At 68.0% G+C, this 17,504-nt stretch carries 18 protein-coding genes; 11 read left to right on the top strand and 7 right to left on the bottom strand.

Annotation, left to right across the window (positions count from 1 at the left end; all coding sequences use genetic code 11):
• The first annotated feature begins 7 nt into the window (after window positions 1-7).
• On the top strand, window positions 8-1,147 hold the full coding sequence (locus IC40_RS0119805; protein WP_030136423.1) for a glycosyltransferase family 4 protein: 1,140 nt from the start codon (window positions 8-10) through the stop codon (window positions 1,145-1,147).
• Window positions 1,148-1,153: 6 nt separating this feature from the next.
• Here the strand turns inward: IC40_RS0119805 and IC40_RS0119800 are convergent, their stop codons facing one another.
• Window positions 1,154-2,953 (bottom strand): AMP-dependent synthetase/ligase, encoded by a 1,800-nt coding sequence (locus IC40_RS0119800; RefSeq protein WP_030136422.1) that lies wholly within the window; start codon window positions 2,951-2,953, stop codon window positions 1,154-1,156.
• Between the two features lie 100 nt (window positions 2,954-3,053).
• Here IC40_RS0119800 and IC40_RS0119795 point away from each other — a divergent pair, with 100 nt between their 5' ends.
• The 5 genes from IC40_RS0119795 to IC40_RS0119775 all read left to right on the top strand — a co-directional run bounded on the left by IC40_RS0119795 (window position 3,054) and on the right by IC40_RS0119775 (window position 6,370).
• Window positions 3,054-3,461, top strand: coding sequence for a hypothetical protein (locus tag IC40_RS0119795; protein ID WP_030136421.1), 408 nt, complete (start codon window positions 3,054-3,056; stop codon window positions 3,459-3,461).
• Between the two features lie 24 nt (window positions 3,462-3,485).
• Complete coding sequence (locus tag IC40_RS0119790; protein WP_030136420.1) at window positions 3,486-3,929, top strand: SRPBCC family protein; 444 nt, start codon at window positions 3,486-3,488, stop codon at window positions 3,927-3,929.
• Complete coding sequence (locus tag IC40_RS0119785) at window positions 3,926-5,197, top strand: ArsA family ATPase (protein WP_030136419.1); 1,272 nt, start codon at window positions 3,926-3,928, stop codon at window positions 5,195-5,197. The genes IC40_RS0119790 and IC40_RS0119785 overlap by 4 nt, the downstream gene beginning before the upstream one ends.
• Window positions 5,194-5,547: a hypothetical protein gene (locus tag IC40_RS0119780; RefSeq protein WP_030136418.1), complete on the top strand. Its 354-nt coding sequence runs from the start codon at window positions 5,194-5,196 to the stop codon at window positions 5,545-5,547. Before IC40_RS0119785 ends, IC40_RS0119780 begins: the two co-directional genes overlap by 4 nt.
• 100 nt (window positions 5,548-5,647) lie before the next feature.
• Window positions 5,648-6,370: a lysophospholipid acyltransferase family protein gene (locus IC40_RS0119775; RefSeq protein ID WP_030136417.1), complete on the top strand. Its 723-nt coding sequence runs from the start codon at window positions 5,648-5,650 to the stop codon at window positions 6,368-6,370.
• 6 nt (window positions 6,371-6,376) lie between these two features.
• Here IC40_RS0119775 and IC40_RS0119770 read toward each other — a convergent pair whose 3' ends face one another.
• Window positions 6,377-7,678: a glycosyltransferase 87 family protein gene (locus IC40_RS0119770; protein WP_030136416.1), complete on the bottom strand. Its 1,302-nt coding sequence runs from the start codon at window positions 7,676-7,678 to the stop codon at window positions 6,377-6,379.
• Between the two features lie 96 nt (window positions 7,679-7,774).
• Between IC40_RS0119770 and IC40_RS0119765 the strand changes: the two genes are divergently transcribed.
• The 3 genes from IC40_RS0119765 to IC40_RS0119755 all read left to right on the top strand — a co-directional run bounded on the left by IC40_RS0119765 (window position 7,775) and on the right by IC40_RS0119755 (window position 10,629).
• Complete coding sequence (locus IC40_RS0119765) at window positions 7,775-8,632, top strand: hypothetical protein (RefSeq protein WP_030136415.1); 858 nt, start codon at window positions 7,775-7,777, stop codon at window positions 8,630-8,632.
• 1 nt (window position 8,633) lies between these two features.
• Entirely contained in the window at window positions 8,634-9,140 is a 507-nt protein-coding gene (locus tag IC40_RS0119760; RefSeq protein ID WP_019510966.1) for a polyadenylate-specific 3'-exoribonuclease AS, read from the top strand.
• Window positions 9,141-9,219: 79 nt separating this feature from the next.
• Window positions 9,220-10,629: a class II 3-deoxy-7-phosphoheptulonate synthase gene (locus IC40_RS0119755; RefSeq protein ID WP_030136414.1), complete on the top strand. Its 1,410-nt coding sequence runs from the start codon at window positions 9,220-9,222 to the stop codon at window positions 10,627-10,629.
• 4 nt (window positions 10,630-10,633) lie between these two features.
• On the opposite strand, the gene IC40_RS0119750 is transcribed toward IC40_RS0119755, so the two are convergent.
• Window positions 10,634-11,890 (bottom strand): protein kinase domain-containing protein, encoded by a 1,257-nt coding sequence (locus IC40_RS0119750; RefSeq protein ID WP_030136413.1) that lies wholly within the window; start codon window positions 11,888-11,890, stop codon window positions 10,634-10,636.
• A gap of 67 nt (window positions 11,891-11,957) precedes the next feature.
• On the opposite strand from IC40_RS0119750, the gene IC40_RS0119745 reads away from it, so the two are divergent.
• A complete protein-coding gene (locus tag IC40_RS0119745; protein WP_030136412.1) occupies window positions 11,958-12,359 on the top strand; it encodes an Rv2175c family DNA-binding protein in 402 nt (133 codons plus the stop codon).
• 43 nt (window positions 12,360-12,402) lie between these two features.
• Here IC40_RS0119745 and IC40_RS0119740 read toward each other — a convergent pair whose 3' ends face one another.
• The 4 genes from IC40_RS0119740 to IC40_RS0119725 form a co-directional block, all read right to left on the bottom strand.
• Entirely contained in the window at window positions 12,403-13,902 is a 1,500-nt protein-coding gene (locus IC40_RS0119740) for an alpha-(1->6)-mannopyranosyltransferase A (protein WP_030136411.1), read from the bottom strand.
• A 4-nt stretch (window positions 13,903-13,906) separates the two neighbouring features.
• Window positions 13,907-14,998, bottom strand: coding sequence for a bifunctional (2E,6E)-farnesyl/geranyl diphosphate synthase (gene idsA2 / locus IC40_RS0119735; RefSeq protein ID WP_030136410.1), 1,092 nt, complete (start codon window positions 14,996-14,998; stop codon window positions 13,907-13,909).
• Between the two features lie 168 nt (window positions 14,999-15,166).
• Window positions 15,167-15,859, bottom strand: a complete 693-nt coding sequence (locus IC40_RS0119730) for an LppM family (lipo)protein (protein ID WP_030136409.1) — start codon at window positions 15,857-15,859, stop codon at window positions 15,167-15,169.
• A 26-nt stretch (window positions 15,860-15,885) separates the two neighbouring features.
• Window positions 15,886-16,500, bottom strand: coding sequence for a GNAT family N-acetyltransferase (locus tag IC40_RS0119725; protein WP_030136408.1), 615 nt, complete (start codon window positions 16,498-16,500; stop codon window positions 15,886-15,888).
• A 250-nt stretch (window positions 16,501-16,750) separates the two neighbouring features.
• On the opposite strand from IC40_RS0119725, the gene IC40_RS0119720 reads away from it, so the two are divergent.
• The gene (locus IC40_RS0119720; RefSeq protein WP_030136407.1) at window positions 16,751-17,161 is read left to right on the top strand and encodes an SCO2097 family morphological protein; all 411 of its coding nucleotides are present in this window, start codon (window positions 16,751-16,753) and stop codon (window positions 17,159-17,161) included.
• Window positions 17,162-17,504 lie beyond the last annotated feature (343 nt).

Here is a 17,504-nt window from a genome sequence, read left to right as displayed (position 1 = left end):
GGGCCGAATGACCCGGGTCCTGTTGCTGACCAACGACTTTCCGCCGCGCCGCGGCGGTATCCAGTCCTACCTGGAGGCGTTCGTCGGCGAACTGCTCCACGCGGGGACACATGACCTCACGGTGTATGCGCCGACATGGAAGGACTGCGCCGACTACGACCGGCGGGCGGCCGACGCCGGATACCGCATCGTGCGCCACCCTACGACCCTGATGCTGCCCGAGCCGACGGTGGCCGGTCGGATGCGCGATCTGATCGACGAACATGGCATCGACACGGTGTGGTTCGGTGCTGCGGCCCCGCTGGCACTGCTGGGACCGTTGGCCCGCCGGGCCGGCGCCGGGCGCATCGTCGCCAGCACCCACGGTCACGAGGTGGGGTGGTCGATGCTCCCGGTGGCGCGTTCGGCGCTGCGCCGCATCGGGGAGGACGCCGATGTGATCACCTACGTCAGCGATTACACCCGCGGCCGATTCGCGGCCGCGTTCGGTCGACGCGCGTGTCTGGAGCGGTTGTCCCCGGGGGTGGACATCGAGCGGTTCGCCCCCGACAGCGTCGCACGCGCCGAGCTGCGGGTCCGGTACGGGTTGGGCGATCGGCCCGTGGTGCTGTGCCTGTCCAGGCTGGTGCCGCGCAAGGGTCAGGACATGCTGATCCGAGCATTCGACCAGATCCGCCGCCGGGTTCCTGGCGCGGCACTGGTGATCGTCGGCGGTGGGCCGTATCGCGCGGATCTGGAGAAGTTGGCGCGTCGTGCCGGTGTGACCGAGGACGTCGTGTTCACCGGCGGGGTGCCGGCCGGCGAACTGGCGGCTCATCATGCGATGGCCGATGTCTTCGCCATGCCGTGCCGTACCCGCGGCGCCGGTCTGGATGTCGAGGGGTTGGGCATCGTCTACCTCGAGGCTTCCGCCAGCGGGGTGCCGGTGGTGGCCGGGCGGTCCGGGGGCGCGCCCGAGACGGTGCGCGACGGCGAGACCGGCTGGGTCGTCGACGGCACCGATGTGGATGCCATCGCCACGGCGGTCGGCGATCTGCTGGCCGACCCGCGGACCGCGGCCCGGATGGGTGCGGCCGGGCGCGAGTGGGTGGTGGCCAACTGGCAGTGGCACACCCAGGGCGCCCGGCTCACCCGGTTCCTCGGCTGACGCCGACTAGCTGTAGATCGCCGCGATCTGTGCGGCGAACTTCTCGACGACCACCTTGCGCTTGACCTTCAGCGTGGGCGTCAGCTCGCCGGTGTCCTCGGTGAAATCGACCGGCAGGATGCGGAAGGTCCGGATGGCCTCCGCCTTGGAGACCACCTGGTTGGCGTCCTTGACGGCCAACTCCACCTCGGCGACCAGGTCCGGGTCCTCGGTCAGGTCGGCGACGGTGGCCGATGCGCCCTTGCCATTGCGATCCTTCCACCCCTCGAAGGCCTCGGGATCGATGGTGATCAGCGCGGCGATGAACGGCTGGGCATCGCCGACCGCCATGGCCTGGCTGATCAGCGGGTGGGCCCGCAGCCGGTCCTCCAGCACCGCGGGTGCGACGTTCTTGCCGCCCGCGGTGACGATGATCTCCTTCTTGCGGCCGATGATCGTCAGGAATCCGTTGGCGTCGATGGCGCCCAGGTCACCGGTGTGGAACCAACCGTCGGTGAACGCGTCCGCGGTGGCCTGCTCGTTGTTCCAGTATCCGCTGAAGACCACGCCGCCCTTGAGCAGCAGCTCGTCATCGTCGGCAAGGCGCATGCTGTTGCCGGGCAACAGCTTTCCGACCGAGCCGACCAACATGTCGCCCACCTGGTTGGCGGTGACGGCGGCGCTGCTCTCGGTGAGGCCGTAACCCTCGTAGATGGTCAATCCGACGCCGCGGTAGAAGTGTCCGAGCCGGGCGCCCAGCGGTGCCCCGCCGGAGATGGCGGCATGACAGTTGCCGCCGAGCGCGGCGCGCAGCTTGCCGTAGACCAGCTTGTCGAACACGGCGTGCTTGAGCCGCAGCAGCAATCCGGGGCCGCCGCTGCTGTCCTGGGCCTTGCTGTATTCGATGGCGGTATCGGCGGCGATCTCGAAGATGCGGCCCTTGCCGTCGTTGCGCGCGTTCTGCTCGGCGGTGTTGTAGACCTTCTCGAACACCCGCGGGACCGACACCACCAGCGTCGGCTTGAACACCCCGAACATCGGCACCAGATTCTTGATATCGCTGGTGAAGCCGAGGGTCACCTTGTTGGCGAACGCGCCGATGGTGATGGCGCGGGCCAGCACGTGCGCCAGCGGTAGGAACACCAACAGGCGCTCGCCCTTGCGCAGCAGCGTCGGGAAGGCGGCCTTGGCGCCGCGAATCTCGTAGAGCAGGTTGGAATGCGTCAGCTGGCAACCCTTGGGCAGACCGGTGGTGCCCGAGGTGTAGATCAGGGTGGCGGGATCGCTGGATTTGATGGCGGCGACGCGGGCGTCGAGCAGACCGGGGTCGACATCCTTGCCGGCCTCGGCGAGCACCTGCAGGGCAGGGGCATCGGGATTGTCGATGCGCAGCACCGCGCGTACCCCGGGAAGCTCGTCGGCCTGGTGCTCCACGCGCTCGGCGTGTGCCGCCGTCTCGGCGACCACCAGCACCGCACCCGAATCCTTCAGCACGTGCTTGATCTGCTCGGGAGAGGAGGTCTCATAGATCGGGACGGTGACCGCGCCGATGGACAGGATCGCGAAGTCGATGATCGCCCACTCGTAACGGGTGGCAGACAGGATGGCCACCCGGTCACCCGGGGCGACATCGTGGGCCAGCAGACCGAGCGCTACCGACCGGATCTGCTGCGCGGCCTGGGCACAGGTGACGTCGGTCCAGGCGCCGTCGACCTGTCGTTGCAGGATGACGTGGTCTGGGTCGTCGCGTTCATGGGTGTAGACCGAGCTGACGACGCTGTCGTATTCGGCGATCTCGAACGAAGCCGGAACGGAGAACTCACGCACGATTCTGGGCACCTCGGGTCCTGGGATGGGTGGTTACTAGCCGGTAAGCCTAGTCGCCTGTGTCACACCTGCGGCAGGGCGTATGTGAAGCTAGGTGGCCATGAACAGCGTCCAGATCGCCGATGAGACCTTTGTGTGTGCCGATCCCGCCGAGGTCGGCCGCGCCGTCGCCGATGCGTCCAGCTGGCGGCGGTGGTGGCCGGATCTCGCACTCACCGTGGTCGAGGACCGCGGCCCCGCAGGTCAGCGCTGGACGGTCGCCGGCGCGCTGACCGGCACCATGGAGGTGTGGTTGGAGCCCATGATGGACGGCGTTCTGCTGCACTACTTCCTGCATGCCGAGCCCACCGGTGTCACCGGCCACGACCTGGCCCGGATGAATCTCGCTGCGCTCAACCATGCTCGCCGGGTGGCGGGCAAGAAGATGTCCTTCGAGGTCAAGGCTCGGCTGGAGGCTGACCGGCCGGTGGGAGTGTCCCGGCTGGCCTCAGGAGTGAGCCACCCCTGACCGGGTGAGGGTAGATTTCTGGTCGTGGCGGAGAAGACGGCGCAGACCATCCATATCGCGGCCGATCCCTCGACGGTGATGGACGTCATCGCAGATATCGGCTCCTACCCGGAGTGGGTGGCCGAGTACAAGGAAGCCGAGGTGCTCGAGCGCGACGACGCCGGCAATCCGAAGACGGCCCGGCTGGTGCTCGACGCCGCGGTGCTCAAGGACACCATGGTGCTGACCTACCAGTGGCCCGCCGATCGCAAATCCGTCACCTGGACGCTGGTGTCGAGTTCGTTGTTACGTGCGCTGGAGGGTGCATACCGATTGGCGCCCAAGGGTTCTGGCACCGATGTGACCTATGAGCTCTCCGTGGACCTGATGATCCCCATGATCGGTCTGCTCAAACGCAAGGCCGAGCGGCGGCTCACCGACACCGCGCTCAAAGACCTCAAGAAGCGAGTCGAGGTGGCAGTGAGCTGAGTGCAGACGGCACCGCCGAACCCGCCCGGATCTGCCTGTTCGTCGGCAAGGGAGGGGTAGGCAAATCGACGTTGGCCACGGCCACCGCGGTGCGCGCTGCCCGAAGCGGGGCACGGGTGTTGATCGTGTCCACCGATCAGGCGCACTCCACCGGTGATGTGCTCGGAGTTCCCGTCGAGCCGACCGGCTCACGCACACCCACCCGCGTCCTGACCGATCTGGATGCCGGGCCAACGGATGTGGGCGGATCCCTCGACGCGCTGGCATTGGACACCCTGTCGTTGCTCGAGACGCGTTGGCGGGAGATCGCCGGTGTGCTGGCCGGTAGGTTCCCGCACTCGGATCTGGGAAGCCTTGCCCCGGAAGAACTTTCCGCGCTCCCGGGGATCCAGGAGGTGCTCGGTCTGCACGAGGTCGCCGAGCTAGCCGACTCCGGACTCTGGGACGAGGTGGTGGTCGACTGCGCCTCCACCGCTGACGCGTTGCGGATGCTGACCCTGCCCGCGACGTTCAACCTCTATCTGGAACGCAGCTGGCCGCGGCACCGCAGGCTGTCGCTGTCGCCGGCGGACCTGGGCTCGGCGGCGATGCTGATGCTGGTGGAGCGGATCGCCGAGGGGACCGAACGGCTCTCGACGCTGCTCGCCGACAATGCCCGCGTGGGCGCACACCTGGTGCTGACCGCCGAGCGGGTGGTCGCCGCCGAGGCGGCCCGAACGCTGGGCTCGCTGGCGTTGATGGGTGTCAAGGTCACCGAACTGCTGGTGAATCAGGTTCTGCTGCAAGATGATTCCTACGAGTATCAAAACCTGCCCGCGCACCCGGCCTTCGATTGGTACACCGAGCGCATCGCCGAGCAACGCGGTGTGCTCGACGACCTGGAACGCTCGATCGGCGATGTGGCACTGGTGCTGGTGCCGCATCTGGCCGGTGAGCCGATCGGTCCCAAGGCGCTCGGCGAGCTGCTCGACGCGGCACGTCGACGTGATGGCTCCGCGCCGCCGGGACCGCTACGACCGGTCGTCGATCGCGAGTCGGGGTCCGGCCTGGAGGCCGTCTATCGGATGCGGTTAGAGTTGCCGCAGGTCGATCCCGGCGCGCTGCGGCTGGGCCGGGTCGACGACGACCTTGTGATCGGCTCCGGGGGTATGCGGCGTCGGGTGCGGCTGGCATCGGTGTTGCGGCGCTGCATCGTGATCGATGCGAATCTGCGGGCCGGCGTGCTGACCGTGCGTTTTCGACCCAATCCGGAGGTGTGGCCGACATGAGCCCCACCCATTCGGATATCCCGCCCGAACTGCGCCAGTTGGCCCAGGCCATCCTGGACAAACTCGATCCCGCGGTGCGGATCTTGGCCGCCAGGGCCGCCGCCGAGGGCGCCGGTGCCGGGGCGTGTCAGCAGGTGTGGTGCCCGGTGTGCGCGCTGGCCGCGCTGATCAACGGTGAGCAGCACCCGCTGCTGTCGGTGATCGCCGATCACAGCGTGGCCCTGCTGGCGGTGATCCGTGCGATGGTCGCCGAAACCGGGCCACCCACCGATATGCCCCCACCGCCGCCGGGGCCGGCAGACGGGTCGGCCGGACGTTATGAGCAGATCCCGGTGACGCTGGAGGACTGAGCGGGCTGCGCAGCGACTCTGTGTGGTCGCACTCACTTCCGCTGGGTAGAGTTGGTCCGGTCCGGCCCCGTCCTGGTGGGGCGCCGTTGCAGGAGGGCTCATGTGGTTCTGGTTCTACAAGTACATCTTGATGGGCCCGTTGCTGTCCTTTTTGGGGCGTCCCAAAGTGCAAGGGCTGGAGTACGTTCCGGACTCCGGTGCGGTGATCCTGGCCAGTAACCACCTGGCCGTCGCCGACAGCTTCTACCTGCCGCTGGTGGTCAAGCGGCGCATCACCTTCCTGGCAAAGGCCGAGTACTTCACCGGTACCGGGCTCAAGGGCAAGCTGACCAAGTTCTTCTACTCCTCGACCAACCAGGTCCCCATCGACCGCACCGATGCCGACTCCGCGCAGGCCGCGCTGACGACGGCCCAGCGAATCCTCGGTGAGGGCAAGCTGCTGGGCATGTATCCCGAGGGCACCCGCTCCCCGGACGGTCGGCTCTACAAGGGCAAGACCGGGCTGGCCAGGGTCGCGCTGGAAAGCGGCATCCCCGTCATCCCGGTGGCGATGGTCGGCACCAACGTCGTCAACCCGCCCGGATCCAAGATGTGGCATTTCGGCCGCGTCGAGGTCCGGTTCGGCAAGCCGATGGACTTCAGCCGCTTCGAGGGACTGGCCGGTAACCGCTTCATCGAGCGGGCCGTCATCGACGAGGTGATGTACGAGCTCATGCGGCTCGGTGGCCAAGAGTACGTCGACCTGTACGCCGCTGATGTCAAAGAGCAGGCAGAGTCGCTCGACGCGCAGCGCAAGCCCGAGGTGACCGCGAAGGCCGGATAGCGGTCGCTAGGTCGCAGCGGCGATCTCGGCGTCGGCGGGTGCGGCGGCCGAATCGCTGCGCCGGGCCAGCCGCGGGGTCACGGCACCGATCACCACGATCACCGCCAGTGCCCACCACAGGTAGGACCCCCCAACGACCCGCAACCACGGCGACACCGACGTCTCGTTGTGTGCAGGCATCAGCGTGATCGGGGTCCACACCGTCAAGGCGACACCGATCGCCGAGATGACGAGCAGCGCGACGGTGCGGGTGCGGTAGCCGACGACGGCAGTCACCAGCACCGTGGGCAACACCCACACCCAGTGGTGAGACCAGGACACCGGCGAGACCGCCAGGCCGAACATCGCCACGCAGAGGAGTCCCAGCACCGCGCTGTCACCGTGCGGATCGGCCCGTACCGCGCGGTGGGTCGCCCAGACCGTCAGGCCCAGCACCACGAAGCACAATCCGACCCACAGCAGGAACCGGGTGTCCTCGCCGACGCCGAACCGGGCCAGCATCCCGGAGATGTTCTGGTTGGTGTTCAGCGTCGCCGAGCCGATGCGGTCGGTGTCGCGCAGCGTCTCGAACCAGTACACCCAGGAATCCCGCCAGGCCAGCGCGAATCCCAGCAGCGTCGCGCCGACGGCCGAGGCCGTCGTCACCAGCACCGCGCGGGTATCGCGGCGCAGCAGGAAGTACAGCAGGAAAACCGCGGGCGTGAGCTTCACCGCGATGGCCAGCCCGAGCAGCAGTCCGCGCGGCCACGGGGTGCGGCGCGGTACGCAATCGGCGATCACCAGCGTCATGAGCACCACGTTGATCTGGCCGAATTCCAGATTTGCCCGTAACGGTTCGGCGAACACCACCGCGGGCGCCACCAGAGCACCGGCCAGCCAGGCCCGGCGATGCCAGCTGTCACCGACGCGCAACCGGGTGAGCACGATCGTCGTGGAGACCACCAGCAGCACCATGGTGGTCACCGTGATGGCGGCGCTCGCCGCCGGCAGGGACAACCAGGCGAACGGGGCGAACGCGACGGCCGACAGCGGTGGGTAGGTGAACGGCAGGTCGATCCCGGCCTGGGTCTGGAATTCGGTGCTGTCGGCATAGAGCGGCACACCGTCCAACCAGGCCCGCCCGCCGAGGCGGTAGACGTCGATATCGATGCGGTAGCTGGATTCGCCGAGCAGGCGCCAGCCCACCCAGCCCAGCGCGGCCAGCGTCACCAGCTGGAAGAGCCGCCACGCCCACACGCTCCCGAGGGCCCGACCGACCCCGGTCCGCCCGAGCACACTGCCCCCATCGGGCGACCGCTGAATCCTCATGTCGCCGCCAAGCCTATCGGTGCGCGGCGACGCGCTGGACGTGACAGGTCCGCCGATACCCCGCGAATTCGCTGGACCGGCGTAAATTCGAACGCCGTGCCCCCGAATCTGCAGCTGGACTTCGTCCCGGCTGACCGTCTTCCGCTGCTGTGCTGCCTGATCGCCTTCATCCTGACGTTCGTGCTGACCCGTCTGGTGGTGCGCTACATCAGGAGTCATCCGAGCACCGACGGGCCGCGCAAGTGGTGGCAACCGCGCAATCTCTCCGTCGGCGGGGGTGTGCATCTGCATCACGTGGTGATCGGCATCATCCTGGTGATGGTCTCCGGGGTGGCCATGGTGACCCTGGCCGTCAACGGGGGAGTGGCGGAGTTCACCGTCGCGGCAGTCTTTTTCGGTATCGGCGCAGCCCTGGTGCTCGACGAGTTCGCACTGATCCTGCACCTGCAGGACGTGTATTGGTCCGAGGACGGCCGGACCTCGGTGGACGCGGTGTTCGTGGCCATCGCGGTGGCCGGACTGCTGGTCCTCGGGTTCAGCCCGCTGTCCTTCTTCGATATCGACATCTGGCAGTCCGATGATTCCATCGAGGCACGGATCGCGGTGATCGTCGCGGCCGTGCTCACGCTCGCGCTGGCGGTGGTGGTGCTGCTCAAGGGCAAGGTGTGGACCGGTCTGGTCGGCATGTTCATCACCCCACTGCTGTTCGTCGGGGCGATCCGGCTGTCGCGACCGCATGCGCCGTGGGCGCGGTGGCGCTACACGAGCAGGCCGCGCAAGATGCACAAGGCGCTGGAACGGGAGCGGCGTCTGCGCAGGCCCGTGGTGCAGGCCAAGCTGTGGGTCCAGCACGTGGTGGCCGGCGAGCCGCATTTCCCCGACGACGCGTTGGTCAACGAGGAACTGGACCGCGAGATCCACGCCGCACCGGCGCCCAGCCAGGGAGCGGCCTGAGATGCGCTATTTCTACGACACCGAATTCATCGACGACGGCCGCACCATCGAACTGATCTCGATCGGGGTCGCCGCCGAGGACGGTCGTGAGTATTACGCGATATCAACAGAATTCGATCCCGACCGGGCCGGCAGCTGGGTGCGCAAGAACGTGCTGCCCAAGCTGCCGTCACCGTCGTCGAAGCTGTGGCGCTCGCGCCGCCAGATCCGCAGCGAGCTGGAAGACTTCTTCGATATCGACGGTGACGAACCCATCGAGCTGTGGGCGTGGGTGGGTGCCTACGACCATGTGGTGCTGTGCCAGCTGTGGGGCCCGATGACCGACCTGCCGCCGGCGATCCCGCGCTTCACCAGGGAGTTGCGCCAGTTCTGGGAGGAGCGGGGCTCCCCTCGGATGCCACCGCGACCGCGCGATGCCCACGATGCGCTGGTCGATGCGCGGCACAACCTGCGGCGCTACGAGCTGATGACCGACGACGGCGCCTGGGCGGCGCGCTCGGGCGGCTGATCGCGCCTGCCGGTGGGAGCCGCCTGAGCTGCAGGTATGGCCGGTCCGAACGGATTTCGGTCACCGCTACCATGGAGCGGTGAACTGGACCGTCGACGTGCCCATCGATCAGCTGCCGGACCTCCCACCGCTGCCAGGGGACCTGCGGCAGCGGCTCGACGCCGCGCTGGCCAAGCCGGCACTGCAGCAGCCGAGCTGGGATGCCGGTCAGGCCAAGGCCATGCGCACCGTGCTGGAGAGCGTGCCGCCGATCACGGTGCCTACCGAGGTCGAGAAGCTCAAGACCCAGCTTGCCGCGGTCGCCCGTGGTGAGGCCTTCCTGCTGCAGGGCGGGGACTGCGCCGAGACCTTCGTCGACAACACCGAACCGCATATCCGGGCCAACATCCGCACGCTGTTGCAGATGGCCGTGGTGCTGACCTACGGCGCCAGCATGCCGGTGGTGAAGGTCGCCCGTATCGCCGGGCAGTACGCCAAACCGCGGTCCTCGGACACCGACGCGCTGGGCCTGAAGTCCTACCGCGGGGACATGATCAACGGATTCGCCCCCGACGACGCGATACGCCAGCACGACGCCTCCCGGCTGGTCCGCGCCTACGCCAACGCCAGTGCCGCGATGAACCTGGTGCGCGCGCTGACCTCCTCGGGGATGGCGTCGTTGCAGGCCGTCCACGACTGGAATCGCGAGTTCGTGCGCACCTCGCCGGCGGGAGCCCGCTATGAGGCGCTGGCCGGGGAGATCGACCGCGGTCTGCGGTTCATGAGCGCCTGCGGAGTCAACGACCGCAACCTGGACACCGCCGAGATCTACGCCAGCCATGAGGCGCTGGTGCTGGACTACGAACGGGCCATGCTGCGGATGGACACCGCCGATCCGGCCGAGCCGGTGGCCGAGCCCTCGGCGCCCAAGCTCTACGACCTGTCCGCCCACTACCTGTGGATCGGGGAGCGCACCCGCCAGATCGACGGCGCACACGTCGCACTGGCCGAGGTGATCGCCAACCCGATCGGCATCAAGATCGGACCGACCACCTCCCCGGAGCTGGCTGTCGAGTACGTCGAACGCCTCGACCCGCGCAACGAGGCCGGCCGGCTGACCCTGATCAGCCGGATGGGTAACCAGAAGGTCCGCGATGTGCTGCCCGCCATCATCGAGAAGGTGCAGGCCGCCGGCCATCAGGTGATCTGGCAGTGCGATCCGATGCACGGCAACACCCATGAATCCTCCACCGGATACAAGACCCGCCATTTCGATCGCATCGTCGACGAGGTGCAGGGCTTCTTCGAGGTGCACCGGGCATTGGGCACCCACCCCGGCGGTATCCACGTCGAGATCACCGGCGAGAACGTCACCGAATGTCTGGGTGGGGCGCAGGACATCTCCGACCATGATCTGGCGGGCCGGTACGAGACCGCGTGCGATCCGCGGCTGAACACCCAGCAGAGCCTCGAGCTGGCCTTCCTGGTCGCGGAGATGTTGCGCGACTAGGGATTCAGATCAGGTTGGCCAGGTTGTTGCCCAGCGTCCACGCGCCGGCGGCGAGCAGCCCGGTCAGCGTCAGGATCACCAGGACCCAGGCCAGCAGCACACGTTTGGCGCGCTGCCGCGCCCAGTGGAACTCCTCGAGTTCGACACCGGCGAATTGTCCTGTGACCGGCTGGTATTGGGCATCGTCGTAGCGATCGGCGTCCTGCTGATCGGCGTCGGGACGGTGGGCGTCGGTCGGGTCATCGGCTCCGACGGCGGGTAGCTGACGGGTCGGCCGGTACGGGGCCGGCGGTCGGGCAGCGGCGCGGTTCTCGTCGCCGCCGGGGCGCTGCGCCGCGGTGGCGGCCCGGTGCTGGGCCGACTGGCGCGGGGCCGGAACCCGGAACGGCGGCAGCCCCAGCTCATCGACCACATCGGCCAGTGCCTCACCGAGTTCACCGGCATCTTCGAAACGGGCGTGCGGGTCGCGAGCGGTCGCCCGTGCCACCAACGCGTCGAACTGCGCGGGTACCCCGGCGATCGCCGCACTCGGCGGCGGAACGTCGTTGTCCATCCGCTGGTAGGCCACCGACAGCGCGGTATCGCCGGTGAAAGGGGTTCGGCCCGTAAGCAATTCGTAGGCGAGTACGCCGACTGCATACACATCGCTGCTCGGCGCGCTGTCGCCGGTGGCGACCTGCTCGGGCGACAGGTAGGCCGCGGTGCCGAGGATGACGCTGGTGGAGGTGACGCCCGCCTCGGCCACCGCCCGAACCAGACCGAAGTCCGCGATCTTGACCTCGCCGTCATCGGAGATCAGCACGTTCTCGGGTTTGACATCGCGGTGCACCAACCCCGCCGCGTGCGCCACCGCCAGCCCGCGACAGATCGGGCCGAGCACGGCGGCCGCGGCATGCGGCGGCATCGGCCCCCGCTCACGCAACAGCTCACGTAGCGTGCCGCCGTCGACCAGTTCCATCACCAGGTACGGAGCAGGCCCGTCCGGTCCGCCGCCGCCCTGGTCGTAGACGGCGACCAGGCCGTCACCCTTGAGCCTTGCCACGGTGCGGGCCTCGCGCTGGAACCGGACCAGGAACGCCTCGTCGCGGGAGTAGCGGGAATCCATCACCTTCACCGCGACGGGACGGTCCAACCGGGTGTCCACACCGCGGTACACGGTCGACATCCCGCCGGCGGCGATGGTGGTCTCGATCAGATAGCGCCCCTCCAGCAGGCTTCCGACGAGGGGGTCGGTGCGCTGGTAGGTGTCCACCGCAGACATGGTACGGATCCGGTCCGCATCGACCTTCCACCTCCGGGCGAGGGCCGGGGCCCTTAGACTCTGTCCGGTGAGCATCCCGGCGTCCGCTGACATCCTCGATCCCGACGAAGCCGTACTCGACCTGTCCCAGGTGTCGAAATTGCTCGGCGTCTCGGTCAGCAAGGTCAACCAGCACCTGCGCGACGGTCACCTCGTCGGCGTGCGCCGCGACGGTGCCGTGGTCGTGCCCAAGGTGTTCTTCGACGAGAACGGGCGGGTCGTCAAACCACTGCCGGGCCTGTTGGTGGTGCTGCGTGACGGTGGATTCGACGTCACCGAATCGATGCGATGGTTGTTCACCCCGGACCCCTCGCTGACCCTGAGCCGTGACGGCAGCACCGAGAAGCAGGCCAATGCGCGGCCGGTCGACGCCCTGCGCTCACATCAGGCGCGTGAGGTCATCCGCCGCGCACAGGCGATGGCTTATTAGACGGCTCGCCGTCGTGGCTAATTAGACGGCTCGCCGTCTTGGCCTACTGACGAGCCGGTTCCTCCGGGGCCCGCGACAGCAGATACCAGGCGAGAACCGCACATCCGGTCGCCAGCGCGACCTGCAGCAGCGAGTACATGCCGTGCGAACCGTCGGGCTTGAAGATCACCATGATCCAGGTGGAGAAACCGGCGATCAGTGCGACCGCGGTCCGGCTCTGCCACAGCGTCGACAGCGTCGCCAGCGGCCAGGTGTAGTACCAGGGCAACGCGGCCGGGACGAACAACACCACGACGCCCATCGCCAGCGTGGTGCCCACCAGCGCTTCGCGGTCGGTGTGCCGGAACCGCCACCACAACAGCGGAAGCGAGATCGCGATGATCGCGATGCCGATGATCCTGGTGATCTCGAGGACCGCGTAGAAGTTCACCGGCATGACCATGCCGACGAGGGCGTTGATCATGTTCGCGAACGCCGTCGGCAGGGTCAGCCAGTTGATGATCTTCACCGAACCGGCCAGCGCGGTCAGCCAGCCGAGGCCGACCCCGGCCAGTAGCGACAGCACCGCGAACACGGCGCCGAAGATCACCACCGACGCGGCGGTGGCGAAGGCGAAGGCAGGCACCGGGCGGTAGCCCCTGGTGTCGCGCAGCCTCCTCATCCACACCCAGACCATGAACGGCAACGCGATACCCGCCGTCGCCTTCACGGCGACCGCGGTGGCGATGAAACCGACCCCGAGGATCGGCCGGCCGCCGAAGGTCAGCGCGATCGCCGCCATCATCAGGCCGACCATCAGCATCTCGTTGTGCACCCCGCCCATGAGGTGGATGATCACCAACGGATTCAGTACGCAGATCCACAGTGCGGCAGCAGGGTTGGCGCCCAGATGGCGGGCCACCCGCGGGGTGGCCCAGATCAGCAGTGCCAGTCCGGGCAGCATGCACAGGCGCAGCAGCATGGTGCCGCCGACGACGTTGTTGCCGACGATCATGGTGACGAACTTGGCCACCAGGATGAATGCGGGACCGTACGGTGCCGTGGTCGTCGTCCAGATCGGACTGACGTTGTCCAACAACGAGTTCACGTTCTCGACGGGTCCGACCACATAGGGGTCGAACCCGTCGCGCAGCAACGCGCCCTGGGCGAGGTAGGAGTAGGTGTCACGGCTGAACACCGGCGCGCTCAGCAGCAGCGGCACCAACCAGAACCCGGTGGTGGCCAGCATCGTGTACTGCGTCGCGGTGCGATCGACCACGCGTCGACCCAGCCACAGCCAGGCCAGCAACATGACGGCCACTCCGCCCCACAGCAGGATCGAAGAGAGCACCAGTCCATGCCCGAACCGCAGCCAGGACATGTGCAGCGATTCCAGCAGCGGATCGTGCAGTCGGGTGCTGCCCGCGCCGAGCCCACCGGCGGCGATCAGTATCGCGCCGAGAAACCCCAATCGGGCCGGCCGCGCCTCGACCGAGATGGCGAACGCCCACAGCCGAGCGAGGTGTCCGCGCGTCTCCGGCGCGTCCGATACCGATGCGGTCATGTCCTCAGGCGGACCGGTTCGACGCCAGGCCGGCCAACTCGGCGAGGCCGATCTTGGCCTGCGGATCGATATCGGCGGCGTTCAATGCGTCGAGGGCCCGTCGGTGCAGTTGCTCGATACGGTCCTCGACGGCCGCCAGCGCGCCGACCGACTCGATGGCCGAACACACCTCCTTGACCGCGACATCGGTCAGTTCGGTCCCGATCGACTCGCCGATCAGCTTGGCCGCGGCGGGATCGGTGCGTCGGGCCAGTTCGACCGCCTCGGCGAGCAGCACGGTCCGCTTACCCGAGCGCAGATCGTCACCGGAGGGCTTACCGGTGATCGCCGGATCGCCGAACACGCCGAGCACATCGTCGCGCAGCTGGAAGGCCACCCCGAGATCGTTGCCGACCTGATGGAAGATCTGCTGGATCTCCGGCCGGTCTGCGGCGGCGGCAGCACCGAGCTGCAGCGGGCGCGACACCGTGTAGGAGGCGGTCTTGTAGGTGTTGACGTTCATCGCCGATGCCACCGTGTCGGCGCCGCTGGCCTCGGCGACGATGTCGAGGTATTGGCCGCCGAGCACCTCGGTGCGGATATCGCCCCATACCTTGTGCACCCGCAGGTGGGCGTCGGCGGGCAGATCGGCGGTCGCCACGATGTCATCGGCCCACACCAGCGACAGATCGCCGAGCAGGATGGCGGCCGACAGGCCGAACTGCTCGGGCGAACCGTGCCAGTTGTTGGCGCGATGCCGGTCGGCGAAGTGTCGGTGCACGGTGGGCAGCCCGCGACGGGTGGCCGATGCGTCGATCACGTCATCGTGGGCGAGCGCGCACGCGTGCAGCAGCTCCAGCGCGGAGAACAACCGCAGGGCCTGGGTGTCGGAGGACCGGTTCGTCCCGGCGACCGCGCGCCAGCCCCAGTAGGCGAACGCGGGGCGCAGGCGTTTGCCCCCGCGCAACACGAACTCCTCGAGTGCGGCGGTCAGCTCGGCGTACTCGGGACCGATATACGCGGACTCGCGACGGCGTTCGTCGAGGTACTGTCGCAGTTCCTCGACGACGGCATTGACCAGTTCGACGGCTGTCGGTGCCGCTGTATCGACGCTCAGCGGACGCCCCTTTCTGATGTCGGTTTCTCGACCCCCGACTCCTCAAGCCTAGAGCGTCCCGCCCGGTGATCGGTGGACAGGCGCGCTCGCGACCACGTCATTATGCTTTCGGCGGCGCGGGATCGCGCGCGATGACGACCCGGCACGGTCTCGGCCACGACGGCCATCTCACGACGGCTGGGCCCCTTCGCCGACCTTCGGTGACCGGTCCCGACTCGCCCAGGCCAGCCAGCCGAGCAGGCCGGCGACCACGAAGGAGCCCACGGTGAGCCAGATCGCCGCGGTGGTGAACGATCGAGCGCTGGGGTCGGTGTAGCGTGCCTGGGCGTTCATGGTGGTGACGATGCCGGGCTTGAGCTTCCATTCGACGACCTCGCCCGATACCTGGTCACCGTTGGTGGAGGTGACCTCGCCGGGGAACGCGACGCTGAGCGTGACGTCGGCTTCGGGATCGTTGAGGGTGGTCAGATCGACCCGGCCCTCCAGGATGACCAGGTCACCGGCGCGGCGCAGCGAGATGTCCACGCCGGCGGCATCGCTGTTCATGTTCGCCAGCTGCGGGAGTTCGGCGAAGGTCAGGTCGGAGAACACCGCCTGCGATCCGACGTAGTCGCCGCGTTCGTAGCGCGAGACGGCAACCTTGTTGCTGAACGGCAGCGAGTTCAACAGCTGCGGTCCCTTGTCCTCGCCGTCACGCGCCTTGCTGGCCGCGACGATCTGGCCGGAGACGCGATCGTCGGGGGAGACCGTGAGCGACGCGCGGACCCGCACGCAGCCCACGGCGAACGGAACCAGGATCAGCAGCAGCAGGACCAACGCGGCGAGCCGGCGGCGCCGTGGACGGTGTGAGCGGACGAACACCCGCTAATCGTGCCAGACCCGCGTGCTCAATCGGTGCCGGGCGCCTGGTCAAGGGGTAATCGTCGGCCCAGGATGGCGAAGGGGCGTGGGTCGCCGGCGAAATGGTAGTCCCGGATGACATCGCCGAACCCGAGCCTGCGGTACAGCCGCCAGGCGCGGTTCGCCTCTTCGTTGATCTCGGGGGTGGAGAGCAACACGTGGGCCTCGCTGCGTCCGGCCAGCAGTCGGCGGGCCAGTGCCTCGCCGAGTCCGTGGCCCTGGGCGTGAGGGTGGATGTGCAGTTCGGTCAGCTCGAAATAGTCCGCGAGCAGCGGTTCGACCGAGGCCGCTTCGGCACCCCGCCGACGCAACCCGTGCACCACCTGTTGCTGCCACCACTGATCGGGGGCCCCGCGGTACCCGTAGGCGATACCCAGCATCTGCGCGGAATCGAGGACGGCGGGGGAGTCCACGTCGGTGGCGTCGGTGCGCAGTGCGGCGACGGCCTTCCAGCCGAGGCGACGGGTGTGCTCCAGCCACATCGAGGCGCGCTGTTCCTCGGTGCCGCGCGGATAGTTCATCGCCTGGACGTACACCGTCAGCGCTTCACGGAGCCGTTGGCGCATGAGCTCCGCCGACAGGTCCACCAGGAATGTCGCCAACGGGTGTCCTTCGGGTCGGTCGCTGCGGACGGGTCATCCTCATTATCGGTGTCGACTCGCCCGGCAGCCGCGCCAGGTATTGCCGGGGCGGACCGCTCCTGGTGGCAGACGTCATACAATCGTGTGTGAAGTAGGTGGTACGGCTCAGAATGACCTCGTATCATGGGAACAGTCACCCGTAAAACGCGGGCGGCGGCCCTATTTGAGAATTCGGCTCTCCGGAGCCCACGGCGCGGACCAGGAGGGACGGATGCCACTCTCCGATCACGAGCAGCGCATGCTCGACCAGATCGAAAGCGCGCTGTACGCGGAAGACCCCAAGTTCGCTTCGAGCGTGCGCGGTGGCAATCTGCGTGCCCCGTCTGCGCGGCGCCGCTTGCAGGGCATCGCGCTCTTCGTGGCGGGCCTGGCGATGCTGGTGTGTGGCGTCGCCATCAAGGCCACCATGATCGGTAGCTTCCCGATTCTCTCGGTGATCGGCTTCATCGTGATGTTCGGTGGCGTGGTCTTCGCGATCACCGGCCCGCGGGTGGCGGGCCCGGTCGACAAGAGTGTTTCCGGTTCCGGCCCCGCCCGCCCCGGTAAGCGCGGTAAGCCCGCGAGCGGCGGCTCCTTCACGAGTCGGATGGAGGACCGGTTCCGCCGTCGTTTCGACGAGTGATCCGTACCGGCTGATTCCCCACCGATCCCCACCCCAGGGGCGGCTCCGTAGCGGAGCCGCCCTTTTTCTTGTGGTTTTGCGGCCGTAGAGCGCGGTTCGACCCCGCAAACGCCTCGGCGTGTCGGGTGCCGCAGGGCGGCCGCCCCACATTTCCCCCACCGTCACCCACCTGGGTTCACACGGCGAGGTATGGGGTCTCTAGCTGCGGTTTTCGTTCGCAGGTGCCCGGCGGTCGGGCTGCTGCGTGGACGCGCGGACGCGACGAATCGCAGGGTGGTGGAGCGTGGGTGCAACTCGGTGGCAGCAAATGGAGCTAAGTGGGGGATTGTGGGGTAAAGTGGCG

Source organism: Mycolicibacterium neoaurum ATCC 25795, assembly GCF_000691525.1.
Taxonomy (GTDB): Bacteria; Actinomycetota; Actinomycetes; order Mycobacteriales; family Mycobacteriaceae; genus Mycobacterium; species Mycobacterium neoaurum.
Note: the sequence above shows the minus strand (reverse complement) of the source record. Positions and strands in the feature narration are given on the sequence as shown.